The sequence below is a fragment of the Rhodoblastus acidophilus genome (genome assembly GCF_025961575.1).
GTDB classification, from domain to species: domain Bacteria; phylum Pseudomonadota; class Alphaproteobacteria; order Rhizobiales; family Beijerinckiaceae; genus Rhodoblastus; species Rhodoblastus acidophilus_C.
Genome location: NZ_JAOQNX010000015.1, coordinates 62,516 through 86,408 on the forward strand (window position 1 = coordinate 62,516; position 23,893 = coordinate 86,408).

Annotated in this window: 24 protein-coding genes; 9 read left to right on the forward strand and 15 right to left on the reverse strand. The window is 65.7% G+C overall.

Going from position 1 to position 23,893, the window contains the following annotated elements:
• Positions 1-32: 32 nt before the first annotated feature.
• From M2320_RS12160 to M2320_RS12170, 3 genes are all read right to left on the reverse strand, one after another.
• The gene (locus M2320_RS12160) at positions 33-1,739 is read right to left on the reverse strand and encodes a methyl-accepting chemotaxis protein (protein WP_264597503.1); all 1,707 of its coding nucleotides are present in this window, start codon (positions 1,737-1,739) and stop codon (positions 33-35) included.
• Between the two features lie 76 nt (positions 1,740-1,815).
• A complete protein-coding gene (gene gluQRS, locus M2320_RS12165; protein ID WP_425540678.1) occupies positions 1,816-2,676 on the reverse strand; it encodes a tRNA glutamyl-Q(34) synthetase GluQRS in 861 nt (286 codons plus the stop codon).
• A 1-nt stretch (position 2,677) separates the two neighbouring features.
• Positions 2,678-2,887: a DUF1674 domain-containing protein gene (locus M2320_RS12170; RefSeq protein WP_184428326.1), complete on the reverse strand. Its 210-nt coding sequence runs from the start codon at positions 2,885-2,887 to the stop codon at positions 2,678-2,680.
• A gap of 88 nt (positions 2,888-2,975) precedes the next feature.
• Between M2320_RS12170 and rsmB the strand changes: the two genes are divergently transcribed.
• Together rsmB and M2320_RS12180 are read left to right on the forward strand one after the other, a co-directional pair.
• On the forward strand, positions 2,976-4,391 hold the full coding sequence (gene rsmB / locus M2320_RS12175; RefSeq protein ID WP_264597504.1) for a 16S rRNA (cytosine(967)-C(5))-methyltransferase RsmB: 1,416 nt from the start codon (positions 2,976-2,978) through the stop codon (positions 4,389-4,391).
• Positions 4,392-4,523: 132 nt separating this feature from the next.
• Positions 4,524-6,212 (forward strand): heparinase II/III family protein, encoded by a 1,689-nt coding sequence (locus M2320_RS12180; RefSeq protein WP_264597505.1) that lies wholly within the window; start codon positions 4,524-4,526, stop codon positions 6,210-6,212.
• Between the two features lie 63 nt (positions 6,213-6,275).
• Here the strand turns inward: M2320_RS12180 and M2320_RS12185 are convergent, their stop codons facing one another.
• Positions 6,276-7,124 (reverse strand): NlpC/P60 family protein, encoded by an 849-nt coding sequence (locus M2320_RS12185; protein WP_264597506.1) that lies wholly within the window; start codon positions 7,122-7,124, stop codon positions 6,276-6,278.
• Positions 7,125-7,164: 40 nt separating this feature from the next.
• Complete coding sequence (locus tag M2320_RS12190; RefSeq protein WP_264597507.1) at positions 7,165-8,559, reverse strand: leucyl aminopeptidase family protein; 1,395 nt, start codon at positions 8,557-8,559, stop codon at positions 7,165-7,167.
• Between the two features lie 96 nt (positions 8,560-8,655).
• Here M2320_RS12190 and M2320_RS12195 point away from each other — a divergent pair, with 96 nt between their 5' ends.
• Positions 8,656-9,456 (forward strand): tetratricopeptide repeat protein, encoded by an 801-nt coding sequence (locus M2320_RS12195; RefSeq protein WP_264597508.1) that lies wholly within the window; start codon positions 8,656-8,658, stop codon positions 9,454-9,456.
• 141 nt (positions 9,457-9,597) lie between these two features.
• Here the strand turns inward: M2320_RS12195 and M2320_RS12200 are convergent, their stop codons facing one another.
• The 10 genes from M2320_RS12200 to M2320_RS12245 all read right to left on the reverse strand — a co-directional run bounded on the left by M2320_RS12200 (position 9,598) and on the right by M2320_RS12245 (position 19,372).
• Positions 9,598-10,578 carry a type II secretion system F family protein gene (locus M2320_RS12200; RefSeq protein WP_184428322.1) on the reverse strand — a complete coding sequence of 327 codons (981 nt, stop codon included), beginning with the start codon at positions 10,576-10,578 and terminating at the stop codon, positions 9,598-9,600.
• A 111-nt stretch (positions 10,579-10,689) separates the two neighbouring features.
• Positions 10,690-11,664, reverse strand: a complete 975-nt coding sequence (locus M2320_RS12205) for a type II secretion system F family protein (protein ID WP_264597509.1) — start codon at positions 11,662-11,664, stop codon at positions 10,690-10,692.
• An 11-nt stretch (positions 11,665-11,675) separates the two neighbouring features.
• Entirely contained in the window at positions 11,676-13,106 is a 1,431-nt protein-coding gene (locus tag M2320_RS12210) for a CpaF family protein (protein WP_264597510.1), read from the reverse strand.
• Between the two features lie 77 nt (positions 13,107-13,183).
• Positions 13,184-14,419: an AAA family ATPase gene (locus M2320_RS12215; RefSeq protein WP_264597511.1), complete on the reverse strand. Its 1,236-nt coding sequence runs from the start codon at positions 14,417-14,419 to the stop codon at positions 13,184-13,186.
• Positions 14,420-14,447: 28 nt separating this feature from the next.
• The gene (locus M2320_RS12220; protein WP_264597512.1) at positions 14,448-15,200 is read right to left on the reverse strand and encodes a CpaD family pilus assembly protein; all 753 of its coding nucleotides are present in this window, start codon (positions 15,198-15,200) and stop codon (positions 14,448-14,450) included.
• Between the two features lie 55 nt (positions 15,201-15,255).
• Positions 15,256-16,692: a type II and III secretion system protein family protein gene (locus tag M2320_RS12225; RefSeq protein ID WP_264597513.1), complete on the reverse strand. Its 1,437-nt coding sequence runs from the start codon at positions 16,690-16,692 to the stop codon at positions 15,256-15,258.
• Between the two features lie 77 nt (positions 16,693-16,769).
• Positions 16,770-17,582 (reverse strand): Flp pilus assembly protein CpaB, encoded by an 813-nt coding sequence (cpaB, locus tag M2320_RS12230; protein WP_264597514.1) that lies wholly within the window; start codon positions 17,580-17,582, stop codon positions 16,770-16,772.
• Between the two features lie 194 nt (positions 17,583-17,776).
• The gene (locus M2320_RS12235) at positions 17,777-18,283 is read right to left on the reverse strand and encodes an A24 family peptidase (RefSeq protein WP_264597515.1); all 507 of its coding nucleotides are present in this window, start codon (positions 18,281-18,283) and stop codon (positions 17,777-17,779) included.
• A 206-nt stretch (positions 18,284-18,489) separates the two neighbouring features.
• The gene (locus tag M2320_RS12240; protein WP_264597516.1) at positions 18,490-18,654 is read right to left on the reverse strand and encodes a Flp family type IVb pilin; all 165 of its coding nucleotides are present in this window, start codon (positions 18,652-18,654) and stop codon (positions 18,490-18,492) included.
• Positions 18,655-19,207: 553 nt separating this feature from the next.
• Complete coding sequence (locus tag M2320_RS12245; RefSeq protein ID WP_264597517.1) at positions 19,208-19,372, reverse strand: Flp family type IVb pilin; 165 nt, start codon at positions 19,370-19,372, stop codon at positions 19,208-19,210.
• A 320-nt stretch (positions 19,373-19,692) separates the two neighbouring features.
• Between M2320_RS12245 and M2320_RS12250 the strand changes: the two genes are divergently transcribed.
• The 6 genes from M2320_RS12250 to argE all read left to right on the forward strand — a co-directional run bounded on the left by M2320_RS12250 (position 19,693) and on the right by argE (position 23,807).
• A complete protein-coding gene (locus M2320_RS12250; protein ID WP_264597518.1) occupies positions 19,693-20,181 on the forward strand; it encodes a pilus assembly protein N-terminal domain-containing protein in 489 nt (162 codons plus the stop codon).
• Positions 20,182-20,309: 128 nt separating this feature from the next.
• Complete coding sequence (locus M2320_RS12255) at positions 20,310-20,948, forward strand: TadE/TadG family type IV pilus assembly protein (RefSeq protein WP_264597519.1); 639 nt, start codon at positions 20,310-20,312, stop codon at positions 20,946-20,948.
• Complete coding sequence (locus M2320_RS12260; RefSeq protein WP_264597520.1) at positions 20,945-21,814, forward strand: TadE/TadG family type IV pilus assembly protein; 870 nt, start codon at positions 20,945-20,947, stop codon at positions 21,812-21,814. Before M2320_RS12255 ends, M2320_RS12260 begins: the two co-directional genes overlap by 4 nt.
• A gap of 132 nt (positions 21,815-21,946) precedes the next feature.
• Complete coding sequence (locus M2320_RS12265; RefSeq protein WP_184428310.1) at positions 21,947-22,183, forward strand: hypothetical protein; 237 nt, start codon at positions 21,947-21,949, stop codon at positions 22,181-22,183.
• A gap of 62 nt (positions 22,184-22,245) precedes the next feature.
• Positions 22,246-22,638 (forward strand): Co2+/Mg2+ efflux protein ApaG, encoded by a 393-nt coding sequence (gene apaG / locus M2320_RS12270; RefSeq protein WP_184428309.1) that lies wholly within the window; start codon positions 22,246-22,248, stop codon positions 22,636-22,638.
• Positions 22,638-23,807: an acetylornithine deacetylase gene (argE, locus tag M2320_RS12275; protein ID WP_264597521.1), complete on the forward strand. Its 1,170-nt coding sequence runs from the start codon at positions 22,638-22,640 to the stop codon at positions 23,805-23,807. The genes apaG and argE overlap by 1 nt, the downstream gene beginning before the upstream one ends.
• Positions 23,808-23,893: the final 86 nt, after the last annotated feature.

Below are 23,893 nucleotides of genomic sequence, written 5' to 3' on the forward strand. Positions count from 1 at the left end.
CCGCCCGGGCGGCGCGCTGATCACCCGCATCGCTACGCCGCGCGCACCGAGGTCAGGAATTTCTGCACTTCCTCTTGGAGTTCCTCGGACTGTGCGGCGAGCCGCCCCGCCGCGTCCAGCACTTGCATCGAGGCTTCCGAGGAATTGGACGCCGCCTGCGCCACCCCGGCGATATTGTTCGACACATCCGCCGTGCCGGCCGACGCCTGGGAGACGCTGTGGGCGATTTCGTTGGTCGCCGCGCCCTGCTGCTCGACCGCCGTGGCGATGGAGGCGGAAATCTGGTCCATCCGCTGGATCGTGTCGGTGATGGCGCCGATCGCCTGGGTGGAGTCCGCGGTGGCGCCCTGAATCTGCTCGACCTGGGCTGAAATCTCCGCGGCGGCTTTGGCCGTCTGCTCGGCGAGCGTCTTCACCTCGTTGGCGACCACCGCAAACCCCTTGCCCGCGTCGCCCGCGCGCGCCGCCTCGATGGTGGCGTTGAGCGCCAGCAGGTTGGTTTGGCCGGCGATGCTGGTGATCAGCCCGACGAAATCGCCGATATTCCTGGCGCCCTCCGACAGGCGCGACACTTTTGTGGCGGCGCCCTCGGCGTCGCGCGCCGCCGAAGCCGCGATGGTCGCGGATTCATTGACGCGTTGACCGATCTCGGCCACCGAGGCGGACAGCTCCTCGGCCGCCGAAGCCGCGGTCTGGACATTGGCGGAGGCCTGCTCGGAGGCCGAGGCCACCGCCAGAGATTGCTGGCTGGTCTGTTCGGCGGCGGCGGACATGGTTTGCGCGGCGTCCTGCAACTGGGTCGCCGCCGATGAAACAGCGCCGATCGCGCCCTCGGTCACGCGCTCGAAAGCCTGGATCAAGCCTTCGATCCGCTCGGCGCGCTGCCGGCGCAGCGCCTCCTGCTCGGCATGAGCCTGCTCCAGCTTGCGGCGCTCGACGGCATGCTCTTGAAACACGCTCAGGGCGCGGGCGAGATCGCCGATATCGTCGCTGAGGGTGGTGTGGGGAATCGCGACATCCAGTCGATCGTCCGCGAGCAAGGCGACGCTCTTGTTGACGTCGCCCAGCGGCTTGAACAGCCGGTTGAAGGCGATCGCGCCGATCAGGGACAGGATGACCAAGGTCAAGGTCGCGGCGACGACCATTCCCATCATCAGGCTCTGGCGCGTCTCCACAAAATATTTTTTCTCGACGCCGACGAAGAGAACCCCGATGACCTTGCCGCCCGGGCCGAACACGGGGTCGTATTGGGTGTAATAAGGCCGCCCGAACAGCGTCGCCTCGCCGCGGAACATCCGCCCGGCCATCAATGCGGCGAAGGCCGGATGGTCTTTGCCGAGCGTCGTGCCGATGGCGCGCTCGCCCTTTTCGTTGGTGATCGAGGTCGTGCGCCGGACGAAATCGCCCTGGGCCTCATCCCAGAGGAAAACGGTGGCGACGCCGCCCGTCACCGTCGAAACCTTGTCGACGACATCGTGGCCGTTGAATTCCGGGATCCGCTGCGTCTGAACCTTGCGCACCACGCCATCCGTGATTTCAACGGTTTCATGGGTGTCCACGTCCGCGAATGCGGTTGCGATCACCCGCGCTTGCAGCTTGAGGTCCTCGTTCAGCTTGGCGTCGAGGCTTTCGGACGCGAGCCACATGACGGAAGCCGTCACCGCGGCCGCGACCAGGACGAGGCCAGGAACAAAAAGCGCCAGCGCCTTGCCGCGCAGGTGAAGTTTTGGAAGGGTCATGGAGAATGTCTCGGGTGTCGTCGCAAGGTTGTGCGAAACAGCCAGCACAACCTAAGCGAGAGACTTGAATCGACTCTTAAAATCGTGTCCCCATCCGCTCGCCCAGCATCGCCCGGACACCCTCGCTGGTGACGCCGGCGTCGCGCAGCGCCTGAAGGCTTGTGGACCCCTTGCTCTTCGCCAGTTTTTTGCCGTCCTCGTCCAGCACCAGCCGGTGATGGCGATAGTCGGGGGTGGGCAGACCCAGCAGGGCCTGGAGCAGCACATGCAGGCCGGTCGCGGCTTCAAGGTCGGCGCCGCGCATCACATCCGTCACCCCCTGCGCGGAATCGTCGTGGACGCAGGCCAGATGATAGGAGGCGGGAATGTCGCGGCGCCCGATCAAGGCGTCGCCCCAAAGCTCCGGCCGCGCCGCCATCCCCTGCGGCGTCTCGCCTTCGTAAAACTCGCGATAGCTCAGCGGACGGTCGATCTCCGCCAGCGCCCGCGCCATGTCGAGCCGCACGGCGAATTTTTCCCCGGCCGCGATTTTTTGCGCACGCAAACCGGGCGACATATCCCGACAGGAGCCGGGATAGAGCGGGGAGCCATCGGGATCGCGCGCGCCATCGGCCACCACCTTTGCGGCGATGGCGCCGCGCGTGCAAAAACAGGGATAGGCCAGCCCGCGCGCCAGCAACTTTTCCAGCAACGCGCGGTAGGCGTCAAAAAACTCCGATTGCCGGCGCTCGGGCCGCGGCCAGTCCAGGCCGAGCCAGGCGAGGTCTTCGCGCATCGCCTGCTCGAACTCAGGCTTTGAACGCTCGCGGTCGATATCTTCGATCCGCAGCAACAAGAGCCCGCCGTGAGCGCGCGCCAGCCGCGCGTTCATCAAGGCGGAATAGGCGTGCCCCAGATGCAAAAAACCATTGGGCGAGGGCGCGAAGCGACAGATCAAGTCAAAAATCGCTGGCTATGCCCTTGCGCTCCCAATCGCCGTAGCGCACCGGCTCGGGCCCGGACGGCCCCCAGAATTCCTGGGGGCGCTCCGGCGCAGGCGGGGCGGCGCGGCGGCGCGCCTCGGCCTCGGCGAGCGCGCGCTGCGCCTCGGGCGAGAGTTTCTTCGCCGGGACGGGCTTTTCGTCACTTGCTGGCCGCGCATCGCTCATTTTATTCAACCCATCGCTGTGATAGACAGAATTTCGGCCGATTCATAATGGAAACCCGCCGGCGCGCAACTCCCACCACCACGAGCGCATGAACAAAGACAAGGCAAGTTTCGGCCGATCGAAACCGGGTCCGGGAAAGACGGGCAGGGCCAAACCGCAAACCGCCGAACAGGCCGCCGCCGAGGCGCTGGCCCATCCCGGCCTCGCCGCGCGCGTCGCGGCGGCCGCGATCATCGGCGACGTCATCCAGGGCGGCCACACCCTGGACGAGAAATTCGCCGCCGAGGCCGCGCCGTCGCGGCTCGCCGGCCTCGCCGAGCGCGACAGGGGCCTCGCCCGCTCCATCGCCACCGCCGCCCTGCGCCGCCTCGGCACCATCCGGCTGGCGCTGAGCCAATTGGTGGAAAAGGGCCTGCCGCGCAATTGCGGCTCGCTCGAATGGATTCTGATCGCCGGCGCCGCGCAAATCCTGTTCCTCGACATTCCCGACCATGCCGCGGTCGATCTCGCCGTCCGCGCCGCGCGCCTCGATCCGAAAAGCGCCGGATTCGCCAATCTGGTCAACGGCGTGCTGCGCAATCTGATCCGCCGGCGCGAGGAATTTCTGGAACAGTCCGACCCGCTGGAAGACGACACCCCGCATTGGCTGGCGGCGCGCTGGCGGCGCGTCTATGGCGAGGAGCGGGCGCAGATGATCGCCGCCGCGCATCGCGACGAGCCGACGCTCGACCTCACCGTGAAGAGCGACGCGCAAGCCTGGGCGGAAAAGCTCGGCGGCCGCGTGCTGCCCACGGGCTCGGTGCGGCTGGCGGCGCATACGCCGATCCCCGAGCTGCCGGGGTTTTCGGAGGGCGAATGGTGGGTGCAGGACGCCTCCGCCGCCCTCCCCGCCCGCGTGCTCGATGTAAAGCCCGGCGAACGCGTCCTCGATCTCTGCGCCGCGCCCGGCGGCAAGACCGCGCAACTCGCCAGCGCCGGCGGAAAAGTGACCGCGCTCGACCGCTCCGCCGAGCGTCTCAAAATTCTCGCGGCCAATCTGGCCCGCCTGCGCCTGGAAGCCTCCATCGCCGTGGGCGACGCCGCGCAATTCAAGGCCGAGCCGTTCGACGCCATTCTGGTCGACGCCCCCTGCTCCGCCACCGGCACCGCCCGGCGCTGTCCCGACGTGCCCTGGATCAAGAAGCCGGGGGACATTGCGGCGCTCGCCGCCATCCAGGCGCGCATTCTCGACCACGCCTTGACCCTGCTGAAACGCGGCGGGCGGCTGGTCTATTGCACCTGCTCGCTGGAGCCCGAGGAGGGCGAAGCCCAGATCGCGGCCTTGCTGCGGCGCAATCCCGACGTCTCCCACGAAAAGATCGATCCGATCGCGCTCGGCCTGCCCCCGCAAGCCGCGACGCCGGACGGCGACCTGCGCCTGCTGCCGGACTTGTTGCCGGATCCCGATCCGCGCCAGCGCGGGCTCGACGGATTCTTCATCGCCAGCCTGAAGAAGCTCGGCTAGCGGCCTCACGCAAAAGGCTGAATCATGAAGGTGTTGGCCATCCAACGCTTTCATGATTAACGACTCCTTAACATTGATCGGCGAACGTGTGGCGTTGGGCAAACCAGTCCTACGTCTTGAGTTCAATAGCCTTTGACGCAAACGAGCGCCCCCGCCCCCCTTGTCCTTCTGCGCCTGCTCGCCGGGCGCGGCGTCAGGACCGCGCGCGCCGGGCTGATGGCGCCCCTGCATCTGGTGTCGCGCTGGGGCGCGCCGGCCCCGGAACGGCTGCTCATCGCCCCGCAGGACCTGCGCACCGGCGACGCCACCATCGCCGCCGACATTTACGCCGGCTTCTTCACCTTTGCCGGCAAGATCGTCGACAGCCGCGGCGTCTCGCCCTTCGCGCTCAAACCGCCCTCCGCCGAATGGGCGCGCGTGCTCTACGGTTTCAGCTGGCTGCGGCACATGCGCGCCGCGGATTCGGCGCTGGCGCGCGCCAACGCCCGCGCCTTGGTCAAGGAATTCATCACGCTGCTGGGCGAGCCCTCGGGGCATCTGGCCTGGAGCCCGGATGTGGTGGCGCGGCGCGCCCTGTCCTGGCTCAGCCAGTCGCCCATGCTGCTGGAGAATGTCGAATACGAGGATTATCGAAGTTTCATCGACGTGCTGGTCAAGGGCCACAAGCTGTTGCAGCGCTGTCTCGATGTCGGGCTGGCCGGCGAAACCCAGCTGTTCGCCGCGACCGCCATGACCTCGTTCGCACTGTGCTCGCAAGGCGCCGCGCCGCAATTGAAAGCCGCCTCGGCCGCCCTGGCGGAGCAGTTGAAACTGCAAATCCTGCCCGATGGCGGGCCGCTGTCGCGCAACCCGCAGACCCTGGTCAACCTGCTGTTCGAATTGCTGCCGCTGCGCCAGGCTTTTGCCGCGCGCGGCCTGCCGCCGCCCGAAGACTTGCTGAACGCCATCGACCGGATGACGCCGGCTTTGCGCATGTTCCGCCACGGCGACGGCGCGCTGGCTTTGTTCAACGGCATGAGCGTCACCGCGCCGGACCGCGTCGCCACCCTGCTCGCCTATCAGGATTCGCGCTCAGGCCCGTTGGTCAGCGCGCCGCATGCCGGCTACCAGCGGCTGGCGGCCGGCGAAAGCGTGGCGATCATCGACGTCGGCGCGCCGCCGCCGCCGCTGTTTTCGCGCGCCGCCCATGCGGGCTGCCTGTCCTTTGAATATTCGCTGGGACGCGAGCGCGTCGTGGTCAATTGCGGCGCGCCCAACCGCCACCGGGCGGATCTCCGCGCCACCGCGCGCCTGACCGCCGCCCATTCCACTCTGACCCTCGACAACACCTCCTCCTGCATCATCGCGGGCAAACAGGGGCTGGAGCGCAGATTTTCAGGCGAAATCCTGGCCGGCCCCCATGTCGCCTGCGAACGCGAGGAGCGCCCCGATGAAATCGCGGTGACGGCGAGCCATGACGGCTATCTCAAGCGTTACGGGCTGCGCCACGAACGCCGGCTCGCCCTGAGCGCCGACGGAACGGTGCTGCACGGCCACGACCGGCTGATCGGCGCCGGCGCGCCCCCGGACATTCCCTACGCCCTGCGCTTCCATCTCCATCCCCGCATCACCGCCTCGCCGCTCCACAATGGGCGGGGCGCGCTGCTGGTCGGCGCCGAGGGGGTTTTGGCCTTCGAGGCGGGCGGGCTGCCGGTCTCGATCGAAGAGAGCATTTTCTTCGCCGCGCCCGAGGGGCCGCGCCCCTGCGCTCAATTGGTGATCCATGGACACGCCGCCGACATTGCGGAGGTCTCCTGGTCGTTCCGCAAGCAGGGCGCGTAGAAGTTTCGACGCATTTTCTTCACGCGAACCGGCCTCCGCTTCGCTCGAAAATGCGCTCGTCCGTCACACCCGCCGGATCGCCGTGATCTCGGAAAAATTGTTGGAGCGGATGCGGTCGCGCGCGGTTTGCAGCGGCTCGATCATCACCGTCATCGAATGGGCGGTGGCGTGGATGATGGTCTGCTCGTCGCGCATGATGGCGACATGGCCGCGCCAGAAAATCAGGTCGCCCCGCCGCAATCCGCGCAGGCGGTCGTCGACCTCGACGGGACGGCCAAGCCCTGATTCCATCATGTCGGCGTCGCGCGGCGCGGGAACGCCGATGGCGTGGAGCGTGAGCTGCGCCAGGCCGGAACAGTCGATGCCCATGTCGGTCTTGCCGCCCCAGAGATAGGGCGTGTGCAAGAACATTTCGGCGAGGCCGACAAAATCGCTCAAGGGACGCGCGGTCGGCGCGAGGTGCCGGCTGAAGACGAAGCCGCCGTTGTGAAGCTCGGAAAAATCCTTGCTCGCGGAGACCACATGAACCTCCGCGCCGAACGGCAAGGCCTCGACGGGCGGCGATTTGATGTTGGCTTGCGAATAGACCATCGTGTGCCGCGCGCGCACGCGATGGTCCGGCCGAAAACTCTTTTCGGCCAAAGCGGTCTCGCCGATATAGCCGACATAATGGTCGCGATCGAGCTGCGCCCAGCAATAGCCGTTCTTCTGCTCGTAGACGATCAGCGTCTCGCCGAACAAAGCCTGGGTCTCGGTCGGCGCGGTCTCGTCGGGCGCGCGCTTCACGTCGACGAAGGCGCGGACCACCTGCATGCGCCGGCCCGGCGCATAGGCCTTGGCCTCAATCGTTTCCCGGAGGTGTTCGGCGGCGAGATCGGGCCGCGCCGGCGTCAGTCGCGTGTCGTAGGTCAAGGTTGGGCTCGTTTTTCTATCCCTTTGTAACCCTGCGAGATTACGAAAGCTTTGCCAAACCGAATTTTTCCCGGGCGAGACTGTAGATCAGCCGCGCCGCCTGCGCTTCGCCGCCCTCGGGACGGCCGGGACGCGCGGCCGGGTTCCAGGCGTAAATGTCGAAATGCGCCCAGGAGACGCCCGGCGACACGAAGCGTTTGAGAAACAGCGCCGCCATGATCGACCCGGCCATGCCGCCGGCCGGCGCATTGTTGAGATCGGCGATCTTGCCGTCGAGTTTTGATTCGTAGGCCTTCCACAGCGGCAGCCGCCAGACCGGATCGTTGCTCTGCGCGCCATGGCGGGCGATGGCCTCGGCGAGCGCCTCGTCCTCGGTGTAGAAGGGCGGCAGGTCCGGGCCGAGCGCCACGCGCGCCGCGCCGGTCAGCGTGGCGAAATCGACGAGCAGGTCGGGTTTGTCTTCATCGGCCAGCGCCAGCGCATCGGCCAGAATCAGCCGTCCCTCGGCGTCGGTGTTGCCGATCTCCACCGTCAGCCCTTTGCGGCTGGGATAGATGTCGCCAGGCCGAAACGCCTCGCCCGACACCGAATTCTCGACGATGGGCAGCAACAGCCGAAGCGAAACGTCGAGGTTTGCCGCCATGATCATGGCGCTCGCCGCCAGCGCCGCCGCCGCCCCGCCCATATCCTTCTTCATCAGCCCCATGGCGCTCTCGGGCTTGATGTCGAGGCCGCCGGAATCGAAACAGACCCCCTTGCCGACCAGGGCCAATTTTTGCGCCCGCTCCGGCTTCCAGCGCAATTCGACCAGGCGCGGCGCCCGCGGCGAGCCCTTTCCCACCGCATAGATCAGCGGAAAATCGCGCTCCAGCGCCTCGCCCTTGACGACATTGATCGCGGCCCCAAATTTTTCGGCGACCGCGCGGGCGAAAGATTCGAGCTCATCCGGCCCGAGATCATTGGCGGGCGTGTTGACGAGATCGCGGGCGAGCGCCACCGCAGAGGCCTCAGCCTCGACTTCCGCGCGCAAAACGCCCTCGGGCGCGACAAGGCGCGGCCCCGGCTTGGCGCTCTTGTAGCGGGAAAAACGATAGGAGCCGAGCAGAAAGCCCAGCGCGGCGAGCGCCGCCTTGTCGAGCGACCCGACCAGCCGATAGACCCCTTCGGGCAAACCGGACAAGGCGCCGAGCTGAAAGGGCTCGCCATCCTCGTCCAGACAGAACAGCACGCCGGCGGCGCCGCTCGCCTGAACGAAAAACAGATGCTTTCCGGCGCGAGGCTCAAAACCGCTGGCGCGGGCGAGCGCCACGGCCTCGGCGGGCAGGTCGCCCCCCTCCCCGGCCAAAGCCGCCTTGATCGTGGCGGCCGGCGCGATCCAGACCGGCGTCGCGGTCGCGTCGTCGCCGGCGAAAGTGAGTTCGGGAAGCTCTGGCATGGAACGGTCTTTCCGACGAAGCAGCGGGCATTAACAGTCCGTTAGGGTTAACGAATTATTCGTTACGTTAGAAGTCCGAATTTGTGGGGATGCGCCGTGAACACCCGATCATCTCAGCGTTTTCTCGCCGGCATCGCCTTGAGCGTCCTGGTCGCCCTGGGCGGCTGCAAGAGCATGGGCGACGTCACCAGCTCCATCGCCATGCCCTCGGCGCCCGAGTCCAATTCGCCGGAAGACATGCGCCGTTATTCCGAGAACCTGCAGCAGCGCTACGAAGCCCATCCCGACAACAAGATGGTCGCGCTGGCCTACGCGAAGTCGCTGCGCTCCCGCGAGCTGAACGACCAGGCGGCGGCGGTGCTGCAGAACGCCGCGATCAAATATCCCAAAGACCGCGAAGTGCTCGCCGCCTATGGCAAGGCGCTCGCCGACGCCGGCCGCCTCCAGGAGGCGAGCGCCGCGCTGGAGCAGGCCGACGCCCCGGACAGCCCGAACTGGTCGGTGATTTCGACGCGCGGCTCGATCGCCGACCAGATGGGCGACCACCGGCAGGCGCAGGCCCTTTACGAGACGGCGCTGAAACTCGCCCCCGACGAGCCCTCCGTGCTCTCCAATCTCGGCCTGTCCTACGCCCTGTCGAACAATTTGCGCCAGGCCGAACAGGTTTTGCGAGAGGCCGCCGCCAGTCCGCGCGCCGACATGCGGGTGCGCCAGAATCTCGCGCTGGTGCTGGCGCTGCAAGGCAAGTTTGCGGAAGCCGAGCAGGTTTCCGAGCGCGACCTCTCGCCCCAGCAGGCGCGCGAAAACGTCGCCTCGATCCGCCAGATGATTTCGCAGAACAACGGCTGGCGCGACATCCAGGCCGCGGCGACCCGCAACAAGTCGGTCGTGCGCTGATCTTTTCGCGCGCATAAAAAAAGGGGCCGAAGCCATTCGCTTCGGCCCTTTCCTTTGTGGACCAACAAACAAAGTAGCCCTCATGCTGAGGAGGCGCGAAAGCGCCGTCTCGAAGCACGAGGGCGGTCCACGGGTTTGCCCCTATTGCGAGGCCATCACCTGGATGACCGCGGGCGTCATGATCACCGCGAACAGCACGGGCAGGAAGCAGACGATCATCGGCACGGTCAGCTTGGGCGGCAGCGAAGCCGCCTTCTTCTCCGCCTCCATCATGCGGGTGTCGCGGGCCTCCTGCGACACCGTGCGCAGCGCCGTGCCGAGCGGCGTGCCGTATTTCTCCGCCTGGACCAGCGAGGTCACCACATTCTTGACGTCGTCGAGACCGGTGCGCAGGTAAAAATTGTCATAAGCCGTGCGCCGGTCGGGCAGGTAGGACAATTCCGCCGTGGTCAGGGTGAATTCCTCGGCGAGCGCCAGCGAGCGCACGCCGATTTCCTGGCTCACCCGGCGGAAGCCGTGTTCGATGGACATGCCGGATTCGATGCAGATCAACAGCAGGTCGAGCGCGTCGGGAAAGGCGCGGCGCATTTCCGCCTGGCGCTTGGTGATGGTGTTGGTCAGATAGATTTCCGGCACTTTCAAGCCCATGTAGAGCAGCAGCACCACCACCGCCAGCTTCTGCAACAACCCGATCTGCAGATCGAGCACCAGAAAGGCGTAGAGCGACCCGAACACCGCGAGGCCGATCGGCGACACGAGACGGAAGAACAGAAAGCCGATCTCCGCCTGGGGCCCACGGAAGCCCGCTTTGGCCAGCTTGCCCTTGGCCTCGTCGGCCCCCAGCCATTTCGACAGGCTGAACCGCTCGACGACATCCTTCATATAGGTCTTGGACGTGTGCCTCAGGCCCTGCTTGTTGTTGGCCCGGGCGGCGAGTTTTTCGCGCTCGCGCGCGCGGATGCGCTCGCGTTCGACCGCCACCGACTTCATCCGCTCTTCCAGCGAATCGCCCTGGAGAAACGGCATGGCGATGACGATCAGGCTGGCGACGGTGATGATGCCGATGACCAGCGCCACGATGAAGCGGGGATCGGCGAGCTTGTTGAATAGCAGCGTGAACATGCTGGGCGCCCTGGTGGCGTTTTCAAGCGAAGCGGATTCCGGTTCGCGTGAAGAAAACGCGTCAAAACAAAAACAAGCTCAGTCAGCTGAGCGGAAGCTCAGAGGACTGCGCTAGATGTCGAAGCTGATCATCTTGTTCATGACGAACACGCCCACGCCCATCAGGCAGGCGCAGCAGAACAGGACGACGCGCCCGGCCTCCTTGATCCACAGCTGCTCGATATATTGCGGGCTGGTGAGATAGACGAGACCGGCGACGATCAGCGGCAGCGAGGCGATGATATAGGCGGAGGCGCGCGCCTCCGACGACATCGCCCTGACCTTGTCGGCCATTTTCTTGCGCTCGCGCAGCACGCGCGACAGATTGCTGAGGGCCTCGCCGAGATTGCCGCCCGCCTTCTGCTGGATCGAGATGACGATGGCGAAGAAATTGGCTTCGGCGGTCGGAATGCGTTCAGGCAGGCGCTCCACCGCCTCCGAGACCGACATGCCCAGCGTCTGCGCCTCGACGATCTGGCGGAATTCGCCGCGCACCGGCTCGGGCGCCTCGGAGGCGATGATGCGCAGGCAATCGTTGAGCGGCAGGCCCGCCTTGACGCCGCGGATGATCACATCGACGGCGCCGGGGAATTCCAGCGTGAATTTCTTCAGCCGGCTTTTGGTCATGCGCGTCAGCCACATGCTCGGCAGGCCGAGGCCGCCGATGACGAAGCCCGCGACGCCGAAAGCCGGATTGCCGGTGAAGGAGAACAGCATCAAGGCGACAAAAACGCCGGCGCAAGCGGATGCGATGTAGTAGATCGACTTCGACATCGACAGGCCCGCCTGGGCGATGCGGGTCTCGAGCGACAGCTTCGCCTTTTTGGCGTTGCGCTGCTCGAGCTCCTTCAAACTGTCCGCCACCTGCTTGCGGCGCGCGCTCGCGTCGACCTGGCGCTCGCGCGACACGCCGGAACGCTTGGCGAGCAATTGCGCCTGACGCTTTTCGCCTTTCACATCGCCGCTGAGATAGGGGTAGATGAGAAAGGCCACGCCGCCGGAGGCCGCGAAGACGAGGGCGAGGATCAGCAGCGATCTGGCGTCCAAGGCAAAAACTCCTATTCGCGCAGTTCGGAGGCGTCGAGCGCCGCCGCGAGGCGCCCTTCCTCGTTGAAGTAGCGGGCGCGCTCCCAGAAGCGCGGACGTCCGATGCCGGTGGAGCGGTGGCGTCCCTTGAGCTTGCCGTTGGCGTCCTCGCCGACGATGTCATAGAGGAACAGGTCCTGGGTGATGACGGTCTCGCCTTCCAGGCCCATGACCTCGGTGATGTGGGTGATGCGGCGCGAGCCGTCGCGCAGGCGCGCCGCCTGGATGATCACGTCGATGGAGGAGACGATCATCTCGCGGATGGTGCGCGGCGGCAGAGCGAAGCCGCCCATGGTGATCATGGATTCGAGACGGCTCAGCGCCTCGCGCGGCGAGTTGGCGTGCAGCGTGCCCATCGAGCCGTCGTGACCCGTGTTCATCGCCTGCAACAGATCAAAAGCCTCGGGTCCGCGGACTTCGCCGACGATGATGCGTTCGGGGCGCATACGCAGGCAGTTCTTCACGAGATCGCGCATGGTGATCGCGCCCTGCCCTTCGAGATTGGGCGGGCGCGTTTCCAGGCGCACCACATGGGGCTGCTGCAATTGCAATTCCGCCGCGTCCTCGCAGGTGATGACGCGCTCATCATGATCGATGTAATTGGTGAGACAATTGAGCAAGGTCGTCTTGCCCGAGCCCGTGCCGCCGGAGATCAGGACGTTGCAACGCACGCGGCCGATGATTTTCAGGATCTCCGCGCCTTCGGGCGAAATGGCGCCGAACCTGGTGATCTGGTCGAGGGTCAGCTTGTCCTTCTTGAACTTGCGGATGGTGAGCGCGGGCCCGTCGATGGCGAGCGGCGGCCCGATCACGTTGACACGCGAGCCGTCCAACAGGCGCGCGTCGCAGATCGGCGAGGCTTCGTCGACGCGGCGGCCGACCTGGCTGACGATGCGCTGGCAGATGTTCATCAGCTGGGCATTGTCGCGGAAGCGGACGCTGGTGAGCTGAATCTTGCCCTGCACTTCGATATAGGTCTTGTTGGCGCCGTTCACCATGATGTCGGCGATGTCGTCGCGCGCCAGCAGCGGCTCCAGCGGGCCATAGCCGAGCACGTCGTTGCAAATGTCCTCGAGCAGGTCCTCCTGCTCGGCGATCGACAGCACGACATTCTTGATGGCGATGATTTCATTGACGATGTCGCGGATTTCCTCGCGCGCGCTCTCGGCGTCGAGCTTCGACAGCTGCGACAGGTCGATCGCCTCGATCAGCGCGCCGAAGATCGTGCTCTTCGTCATGTAATATTCGTCGGAGCGCCGCACCTCCGGCGGGGGCGCGAGCGACGGCGCGACCGTCGGCTGCGGCGTCATGGCGACCGGCGCGGCGATCGCCTCGACGACCGTGGACGACGGACCCTGGCTGGCGCGCGGCGCGGCGGCGTTGGCGGAACGCTTTCCGAACATCTCCGTCTATAGTCCTTTCGAGGATCCGGCTTCATGCCGGGAAAAACCTTGCCGGAAAAAACCTTGGGGGTGGCGCGTCAGCCCTTCAGCACCGCGAGCAGCGGCTCCAGAAAACTCTTCCGCTCGCGCTTGACCGGCGCGCGCCCGGTGACCGCCCGGGCGATGTCGCCGAAAATGGGCGCGACCTTTTCGCCCTCGTCCAGCTCCGCGATCATCTGCCCATTGTTGGAGGCCGCGCCGAACAGTTTCGCGTCGAACGGCACTTGCGCGAGCGGCTCGGCCTCGACGGCGCGGGCGAAATCGGCGGCGGCGATTTCCGGGCGCTTGGGCATGCCGACGCCATTGAGCACGAAGCGCGGGACCGGATCGTTCCTGCGGGCGGCGCGCAGCGCGTCGAGCAGGCTCTTGGTGTTGCGCAGGCCGGCGAGATCGGGGGCGGAGACCAGCAGCGCCTCGTCGGCGGTCACCATCATCCGCCGCGACCAGGCCGTCCACATGTGCGGCGTATCGAGAATGATGTAGGGCGTCGTCGCGCGCAACAATTCGAGCAGCGCGTCGAAGGCGGTCTCCTGGAAATCGTAGCAGCGCTCCACCGTCGCCGGCGCCGCCAGGATCGACAGCTTGTCGCTGCATTTCGACAGCAGGCGATCGACGAGATTGGCGTCGAGGCGATCGGGCGCGAACACCGCTTCGGCGATGCCCTGCGGCGGGTCCTGGTTGAAGTCGAGCCCGGCGGTGCCGAAGGGCAGGTCGAGATCGACGATCACCGTGGCGGCGTCGAGATCGCGGGAAATGGCCCAGGCGAGATTATGCGCGACGCAGGAGGCGCCGACGCCGCCCTTGCAGCCGGTCACCGCAATGACGCGGCCGAGCGGCGGAGCGGAGTCGTGATGGTATTGCGCCGACAAAGCCGCGATGAAATCCATCACGCCGAACGGCTTGACGAGATAGTCCGACACGCCGCGCGAAATCAGCTCGCGATAGAGCGTGATGTCGTTGAGCTTGCCGATCACGATCACCTTGGTGCCGGAATCGCAGAATTCCGCGAGGGCCTCCAATTGGTCGATCAAATCGGTTCGCGACGCCGAGGTCTCGAGCACGATGACATTCGGCGTCGGCGAGGTGCGGTAGGCCTCGATCGCCGCCTGGGCGCCGCCCATGTTCACCTTGACATGGGCTTTCTCCATGCGCCGGTCGAGGGCGGCCTCGCCGATCAGCTGCGCCAGGTCCTGCGTCTCGCAGAACGCCTGGAGCGAGATGCGCGGCGCCGGCGCGATCTGTGGGTATTGCGAGGGTTCCAGGTGCTCGTGCATCGAATCCATCATGAAAGGAGTCCTTGGATCAGTTGCCGACGGCGCTGATGCTGCTGTTCTGGACCTTCCAGTCCGTTCCCGGGTCCTTGCCCTGGCGGACGGCGACGATGCCGCGCGAGCGCATCTGCGAATCGGGCGGCGTGGTCGCCGCGGGACCCAAGAGGTCGCGCGGGTCCGCCGTTTGCGCCGCGATCATCTGCTGGTTCGCGCAGCCCAGATTCCAGTAAGGCGTATTGTTCCAGCCCTCCGCCGACGAACCGGAAGCGAGATCGTTGGGCCACTGGCCGCAGCGAGTGCGGGTGCGGGCGATCACGGTGGCGTAGGACAGGCGGATCGGCGCGGCGACGCTCGGGTCGGCGATCGGATAGGAGGAAATGGCGACATAGCTGCGCGCGCCGCCGGCGGCGAGGGCCGCGCGCACCGCGGGAACCGCCGCGCGCGCCTCGGCCGCGCCCGGTCCGCCCTGCGGCAGCGCCAAAGCGATCTCGCCCTCGCCGGATTGCGCATAGTCCGAGGCGAATTGCTTGATCTGGCTCTTCGAACGGGCGTCGAGCGCGCCGGCGTGAACATAGGGGATCACGTCGAGGGTCGCGCGGCTGTTGGCCAGTTCGATCGGGTGGCGGGCGTGGAAATCCTGGCTCGGGATCGTGGTGGCGACGATCCGGTCGGCGCCGCCGCTCGAGCAGGCGGCGAGCGGGACAGCGACGAGCAGGGCCGCCGCCCGCGCCCAGCGCTTCAGGCCGGCGGGTTCCGAGGTCTTGATCAGGCGGAGATGCGGCATGGTCCTGTCCATCGTTTCAGTGTCTTGCGCTTCAGTGTCTTGCGCTGGGTCCGGCTCAGTCGTGGATGAAGCCGACGCGGCCGTTGAAATGGCGGGCGGCCGCGGGATTGTCGGCGGTCGAGTAGAGCTTGTTGACGCGTCCGAGCAGCCAGCCCTGGGGATCGGTGGAATCGGCGTAATTGTCGTCGGGCCGGGCCAGAGCGTTGGGCGAGACGGATTTGGCGATATAGGGCGTGACGATGATCATCAGCTCGGTTTCCTGGCGCTGGTAGTCGCGCGAGCGGAACAGCGAGCCGAGGATCGGCAGGTTCATCAGCCCGGGGACGCCGTTGATCGCCTGGTTGGAATTGGCCTGGATCAGGCCGGCGGTGGCGATGGAGCCGCCGGTCGGCAGTTCGACGGTGGTCTCGTGGCGGCGGGTGCGGAAGCCGGGCGCCGAGAGCGTCTGGCTGGAGACGCTGGTGGCGGGATCGATGTCGGCGACCTCGGTGGCGAGGCGCAGCGAAATCCGTCCGGCCGACAGCACGACCGGGGTGAAGTTGAGCGTCACGCCGTAGGTCTTGTAGGTGACGCCGACGGTGCAGAGGCTGGCCGCTCCCGAGCCCTGGCAGTTCGTGCCCGAGGACACCGGCACTTCGCCGCCGACCGTGAATTTGGCGCTTTCTCCCGAGACCGCGGTGACCGTCGGCTCCGCCATGATGCGGGCGACGCCGTTGCGTTCGAAGGCCTGCAAGGTCTGGGTCAGCGTGTTGCCGCCGCCGAAATTGCTGAAGGTCTTGAGCGCGCCGGTGCTGTAGGACTGACCATTGAGCGCGAAGGGATTGTCCTGGATGAACTTGCCCCAGTTGCCCGCGAGCGTCGAAGCGGTGATGCCAAGCTGCTTGGTTACGACGCGCTGGACTTCGGCGATGGTCACCTTGATCATCACCTGATCCTTGCCGCGGATGGTGATGGCGTTGACGACGATGCCGGTTCCGGAGCCGCCCGCCTTGCCCATGGCGTCGACGAAGCTCTTGGCGATGTCCATCGCCGTCTGCATGTCGGCGGCGGAGTCGACATCACCGGTCAGGATGATCGAATCGTTCACCGTGCGCGCGGTGATCCGGGAATTGGGCAAAGCCGTCTGGAGGATGCTGTTGAGTTCGCCGATGTCGCGGCCGATCGACAGCTCGAGCGTGGCGATGCGCCGCCCCTGCTTGTCCATGGCGAAAATGGTGGTCTGGCCCGTCGCCTGGCCGATCACGTAGATCTTGCGCGCCGTGCGCACCACCGCATTGGCCACGGCGGGATTGCCAACGAAGATTTCGCCGGCGTCCGCGGGCAGGTCGAGGATGACCGACTTGCCGACGCCCATGGTCAGGCGCCGCGTCGCATTCTCTCCCAGGAAGCGGAGGGTTTCGCCGTCGCCCGCGGCGCGGGCCGGCGCGAGCGCCAGAGCGCTCAAGGTCAGAAGAACAGACAGTCCGCCAACAAGCCAGGGGCGCGTCCTCATGTGCATTTTCCTCAACTCCAAAAGGCAAGGCTCGCGGCGCGCGGGGCTGTGCGCACGAAGGGACGCGAACGGGCGGATCATTTGCCGCGCGACTGGGTGGCGACGCCGGCGCGCACGATGGTGACGCCGCGTTCGCGAATTTGCTGGGCCATCGACACGGAGCCGCCGACCTGCTTGGCGCTGTCCTGCATCGAGCGAAGCACCAGCGAGAGCTGGCCGACGCGCTGCGCCAGGATGACGGTCTCGGCCTGGTGCGGGTCGAGTTCGAGCGTAGCGGTGGAGCCGCCGGCGGTGGGCGGACCGGCCTTGTCATTGGCGTTCTGACCGATGGCGAGCACGCGCACATTGGTGACCAGAGTCTCGGAGACGAAGGAATCGCCGCCGCCGTTCTTGGCGGCGTCCTCGTCGCGGTAGATGTGAATCACGTCGACGCGGTCGTTGGGCAGGATGAAATTGCCGGCGGTGGTGGCGCCGCTGCCTTCGATGTTGATGGCGACGGCGCGATAGCCGGGCGCGAGCACGGCCGAGAGAAAGCCGGACGACGTTCCCTTGAACAGCCGGTCCGGGCGCAGCGGCTCGCCGATGGAGAAGGTCCCGCGAACGACGGAATCCTTGAGTTCGTCGATGGCGTTGGGGCGCTCCGACTTGCGGATCACGCCCTGGATCGGCGAATCCTTCGGCCAGTCCTGCCAGGTCATGTCGGTCGGCTGGATCACATAGCCGAAATTCAGCTCATGCGAGGCCACGAGGATCTGGTCCTTGGCGACCGGCGGCGGCGCGGCGACCACGGGCGCGGGCGCCGGGGGCTCGGGCTTGTCCAACACCAGATAGATCGCGGTCAGACCGCAAACCGCGACAAATCCGAGGGAAATGAGCCGGGCTTTCTTCATGGCTTTTCAACGATCCACGCTTCCGCTCCGGATGGAGCGCCTTGATGAATTCAAGCAGTGAAAGGTCAAATTAAGGTTAATGGATCGTGTCGAAATTTACGCTTCGTCAGAAAGCCCCTGCGTTCCGCCGCGCGGAAAAGAAAAGGGCCGGTCGTCGCGACCGGCCCTTGCATCAGCTCGAAACGCCGTTGCGCTCAGGCGCCCAGGGTCTGCGTGAACAGCAGCGAATCCGGATAGAGCAGGATGCCGGTGATGGCGAGGGTGATGCCATAGGGCGCGCCGACCTTCTTGTCGTGCAGCCGGTCGATCCATGCGCGGCCCTGCGCCCAGGCGGGGAGCGGCAGTTTGCGGAACCCGAGCAGGCCGACGGTCAGGACGCCGCCGAGCAGCGAGGCGATCAGGCCATATTCGGCGAGATGCTCGAACCCCAGCCAGACCGCGGTGGTCGCGGCGAATTTCGCGTCGCCGCCGCCGACCTGTCCGAAGGCGAACAGGACGAAAGTGATCGCCAGAACGGCGAGCCCGCAGGCGAGATGCAGGAGAATGGTCGTGGCCGGCAGGCCCATGAACAGCGCCAGGACGACAAAGGCCGCCACCAGGACGATCGAAATCCAATTCGCGATGGTCATGGTAAACAGGTCGGAGAAGGCCGCATAGGCCATCAGCGCGGGAAAAACGACGAGGACAGGTAAATCGAGCATGGCGAGTCCGGAGTGAAATCGGCGCGGACATGATCGCCGTGCAGAGTGAACCGACCGTTAACTCCTGCGGATTTTCAGGCGGCGGCGCCCAAATCGAAAAAGGAAGCGCGGCGCGCTCACGGGCGCGTCAGTGCGGAAACGTGACGCGCGAGCGGCATGGGCATCGCCCTGGCTTTCGCGCGTCCACGGGAAGACGGAGCGCGCGCTCAGTTCAGACCGTTGGAAATGGCGGTGAACTTGGCGTTCAGGCGGGCGCCGACCGTGGTCAGCGTGGTGATGGCGGCGACGGCGATCAGAGCGGCGATCAGGCCATATTCAATGGCGGTGGCGCCGGACTGATCCTTGGCGAAGCGGATGAGCAGCGACTTCATGGGGCACTCCAATTGGCATTCGAGTCGACGCACAAAGTCTTGAGCATCCGCGACGACCATATAAGACATAGTCGCCGCCCGTTTCGATCAAGTTAAGATAAACAAGGCGCGTAACACACTGACTTGACGAATATCTTAAGTAATTACCCGCGTAAATTAGATTACTATACGTAATGCCACATCTCAAGAATGACGTGAAACAGCGGACCTCGCCCGGCGCGCGAGCGGTCCCCGCCGCTGGCGCGGGGCGCACAGGGACGGGATCGCATTGCGCGCGGCCTTCGTGGTTATCGCAGGTTTAGGGGGCGCAATGCGTTCCTGTCCCGGCGCCGCGGGATTGATATGGTCTGGAGCGAGATCGAGAGGGCGCCGCGCGACCGGTCAGTCGGGCGCGCGTCATGCGCAAGACTTCGACTCAATGAGGCGCGCAGCCCCCTGCACGGAAGAGACCCGGCCGGCCAGCGCTGCGCGGGCGCGCGAAACACAGACAAAAAAAACGGCCCCCGGCGAACCGGAGGCCGCGTGTTCCAGCCGCGAAGGCGGCGGGTCTTGCTCAGTTCAGGCCGTTGGAAATGGCGGTGAACTTGGAGTTCAGCTTGTTGCCGACGGTGGTCAGGGTGGTGATGGCGACCACGGAGATGAGGGCGGCGATCAGGCCATATTCGATGGCGGTGGCGCCGGACTCGTCCTTGGCGAAACGGAGGAAAAGCGACTTCATCTGAAACTCTCCTGGTTCTTTGCACGTCAGCCCCTGGAACTGCTCGGGACCGGCGCTGACCACCGGAAATTAGCCGCCTATCCATTGCCGTTGCGTTAACGCGGAGCACAAATTCAGCCTCAGTCTCCACACGGTTACCAAAACTATACTTGCGATTTGGACATTTATTGGAATGCCGGCGCAGCCGCCTTCCGGCCCCGAAAAACGAGGCCCGCGCCGCCCCCTGACGTATGAGCACGCCCGAAGCCTCTCTTTAGTAATCGTTCACCAAATTCGGTTTTACTGGGGCAAGAGGCGTTCCAGCGGGTGGAGAGATCGAGATGCGTTTTGACGCGGCGGCGCGGGTGTTCGGCAAGGCGGCGATCCTCGCAGGCCTGATGGCGCCCGCCCTTCTCATGTCGGCTCCCTCGCCCGCCGCGGCGGCGGGCCAGCGCGACCTGGTGGTGGTGACGATCGATCGCGCCCGCATCGCGCGCATCCCCGAAAAGACCCAGACGCTTGTCATCGGCCAGCCGGGCATCGCCGACGTCACTATGCTCAAAAACAACGGCATGGGCGTGATCACCGGCAAGAGTTTCGGCGAAACGAACCTGATCGCGCTCGACGGCGAAGGCAATTTGCTCGGCGAATGGATCATCCGCGTCGGCGCCGACAAGGCGGACCTTCTGGTGCAGAACGGCCTTAATCGCGAGAGCTACATCTGCGCGCCGGACTGCCTGCCCACCGTCGAACTCTCCGACAGCAAGACGATCGCCGGCGACCGCGCCGCCGCCGTCGCCGCGCATATGGGCTTCTCCACGGGAAAATGATGCTGACGTAGGGCAGTTTAATTACCCAAGGTAACCAAAGGGAAACGGCTCCCGGTCACACTGCGCTGTAAGAACGGGCGAGGCGCACGGCTTCGCTCCCCGCGTTGTAGATGTGGCGAGGATTGAACGTGGAAGCCCCCCTCGAAAAAGCCAGGCCCGCGGCCCGTCGAGGCCTGCTGGCGCGCTTCGCCAAGGACCGGCGCGGCGTCGCCGCCCTCGAATTCGGAATGATCTCCATTCCCTTCCTCGGCCTGCTCTGCGCGATCTTCGAAACGGCCTTCGTCTATTACAACCACGTCCTGTTCGACAATGCCGTCGCCAATGTGGCGCGGCAGATTCTGGTCGGCCAATATTCCACCAACCCGCAGGCCGCCTCGGACTTCAAGAGCGCGACGGGCGCCAACGGCCACAGCCTGTGCGGCGCCAACGGGCTGCCGAGCTATTTCAATTGCAACAATGTCATCTTGAACATCTCCACGCCCAGCGCCGACACGTTCAGCTCGCTCTCGGGAACGATCAGCAACAGCTTCATCAACAATCCCTCGACGAACATCACCGTTCCCGCGGCGGGCGCGATCGTCGTGCTCCAAGCCTATTATCCCATGCCGATCTATCTGTCGGTCCTGCTGGCCTCGGGCGCGAACGGCAATCGGGCGGCCAATCTCTACAGCCAGAGTTCGAGCACGGTCAGGACCAACCCGGTCAGCGGCGCCGGCATGGTGCATGACATCTATTCCGTCATGGTGTTCAGGAACGAGCCGCAATGATCCGGAGCCTGTTTTCGCGCGCGACGCGCGCGCTGCAGCGGTTCTGGCGCGCCCGCGCCGGCATCGCCGCCGTCGAGTTCGCCTTCATCATGCCGATGATGCTGGTGCTCTATTTCGGCATTTCCCTGCTCGGCCAGGGCCTCGAGATCAGCCGCAAGACGCAGCAGGCGTCGCGCACGATCGCGGACCTGACCACCCAGCAATTGCCGTCGAACAGCGGCGGGACGACCAGCAACGGATGCTCGACCCATGCCGCGGTCCCCTGCGTGTCCAACACCGAACTCGCCGATTTCTTCGCCGCCGCGCAACTGGTGATGACGCCCTTCCCCTCTGACGTCAGCGTGATGAGCGCCGCGATCAGCGAAATCGTCTTCGACAATGTCAGCAAGACCGACAAACGCTGCTGCCAGGCGCGCGTGGTCTGGAGCGTCGGCTTCGGGACCAATCCGCCGGTGCGCAGTTGCGGCGTGGCCGGCCTGACGCCGGTCGACAACGGGACCAACGGCGCCACGCTCATGCCCCTTGGCAATTATCCCACCGCCGCCGGCGACGTCACCCACAACAATTCCGTGCTGAACAACAGCAGCAGCAACACGACCGACTATTACCTGATCGTCGCCGACGTGACCTACAAGTACCAGCCGGGATATGATTTCAAGCTGTTCACCTGGGGCGGCAGCGGCGCGACCTATACGATCAGGCAGACGACCTACATGTCGCCCCGCTCCGGCAATGCGCTCGCTCAGACCAACACGCTGGACAGCGGCGCCCAGCAGACGCAAGCGATCTTGTGGAGCAACAGCGGAACCTCGACCGCCACCGTAACCAACAATTGCGCCGCGGGAACGGATTACTACCTGCCCTGAGCCCATCGCGACACGCGCGAACGTTAAATTTCTGTTAATCTGCGCGGCGCCGCCCCGATATGTTTTTATCGGCGCCTGCGCGTTACCGTCACAATCTTCGGATATAGCCTCGGCGTTCCTCGGACCCCCAGGGTGAAATTTATCGTGACGCTTTATCACTTCCATATCATCGACGCCGATGGCGGCCGGCGGGAGGCGCTGTCGCTGCGCCTGCCCGACATGCACGCCGTCTGGGCGAAAATCGCCGCGCTGGCCAGCGCGCGCGACGCGGAAGGGCGGCACATCCGCGTCACCAACGAAGCCGGCGGCATTGTCGTGCTGGTGGGCGCCTCCACCGCGCGCCGCCTGCAAAGCCTGCGCGCCGCCTGATTCGGCGGCGAAGTCTGAATTTGAGGCTCGACGGCGCGCGAGTCCTGAGGCAAATTTCCCTCATGTACAGCGCCGTCACCCAGAACGTCGAAGTGGTCGCCATCCCCCTCTACGCCCCCGAGCGCAGCGCGCCGGAGGAAGGGCGCTGGTTCTGGACCTACACGATCGAGATCGTCAATCACGGCCCGATCCAGGTGCAACTGGTCGAACGCTGCTGGACCATCACCGACGCCGCCGGCCGGGTCGAGACCGTGCGCGGCCCCGGCGTGGTCGGCGAAATGCCGATCCTCGATCCTGGCGCCACCTTTCGCTACACCTCCGGCTGCGCGCTGAACACGGCCTCCGGCATCATGTTCGGCGCCTATCGCATGGTGGACGCCAACGGCAACGCCTTTGACGCGGAAATTCCGGCCTTTTCGCTCGACAGCCCGGCCGAGAAGCGGGTGATCAACTGATGACCAGCGCCGACCCCGCGCTCGAACGCGCCATCGCCCTGCTCGACCGTCTCGTCTCCTTCGACACGGAGAGCGCGCGCAGCAATCTCGCTTTGATCGATTTCGTCGAGGATTATCTCCTCGCCCTGGGCGCCCGTTTCACCCGCATCCCCAATGCGGCCGGCGACAAGGCGGCGCTGTTCGCCACGTTCGGACCCGACGGCGACGGCGGCGTGGTCCTGTCCGGCCACACCGACGTGGTGCCGGTCAAGGACCAGCCCTGGAGCTCGCCGCCTTTCGTCCTGCGCCGCGACGGTTCGCGCCTTTATGGACGCGGAACCTGCGACATGAAGGGGTTTGACGCGCTGTGCCTCGCCATGGCGCCCGAGTTTTCGCAAGCCGCGCTGAAGACGCCGATCCATATTCTGCTGAGCTATGACGAGGAGACCACTTGCGCCGGCTGCCTCGACGCCATCGCCAAGCTCGGCCATGACCTGCCCCGCCCGGCGCTCGCCATTATCGGCGAGCCCACGCTGATGCAGGTGGCCGACGCCCACAAGAGCGTGGTCACCTATCGCACCATCGTCACCGGCCACGAGGCCCATTCCTCAAAACCCTGGCTCGGCGTCAGCGCCGTGCATGTCGCCTGCGAACTGGTCGGCGCGCTCGAAAAAATCGGCGAGGATTTGCGCGCGGAGGTCGATCCGCGCGGCCGCTTCGAACCCGCCTATTCCACCATCCATGTCGGCCAGATCTTTGGCGGCACCGCGCGCAATATCATGGCGCGCCAGTGCGAATTCGCCTGGGAGTTCCGCGGCCTGCCCGAAGTCCCCTATGACCGGGCGCTGAAGAAATTCGAAAGTGTGTGCGAAGAGGTGAGAAACCGCCGCATGAGCGGGTTCCCCGCGGCGAAGATAGAAACTTTTGTGGACACGATCGCGCCCGGCTTGCGGGCGGAGCCGGACTCCGCCGCCGCGACCCTCGCCCTGGCGCTGGCTCAGGCCAATCACACCATCGCCGTGCCCTACGCCACCGAAGCCGGACAGTTTCAAAAGGGCGGGCTGTCCTGCGTGATCTGCGGTCCCGGCAGCATCGACCAGGCGCACCAGCCCGACGAATTCATCGAAATTGCGCAGCTCGAAGCGGGACTCGCCTTCCTTCGACGGCTCGCCAACCAGCTTTCACGCTGAATCCGCCCGCAGGGCTGGCGCGCGCGCATCCGCTTCCACACATAGAGAAGATGGCCGGATCGGGCCGGCGGCATTGTTCGAGGTTT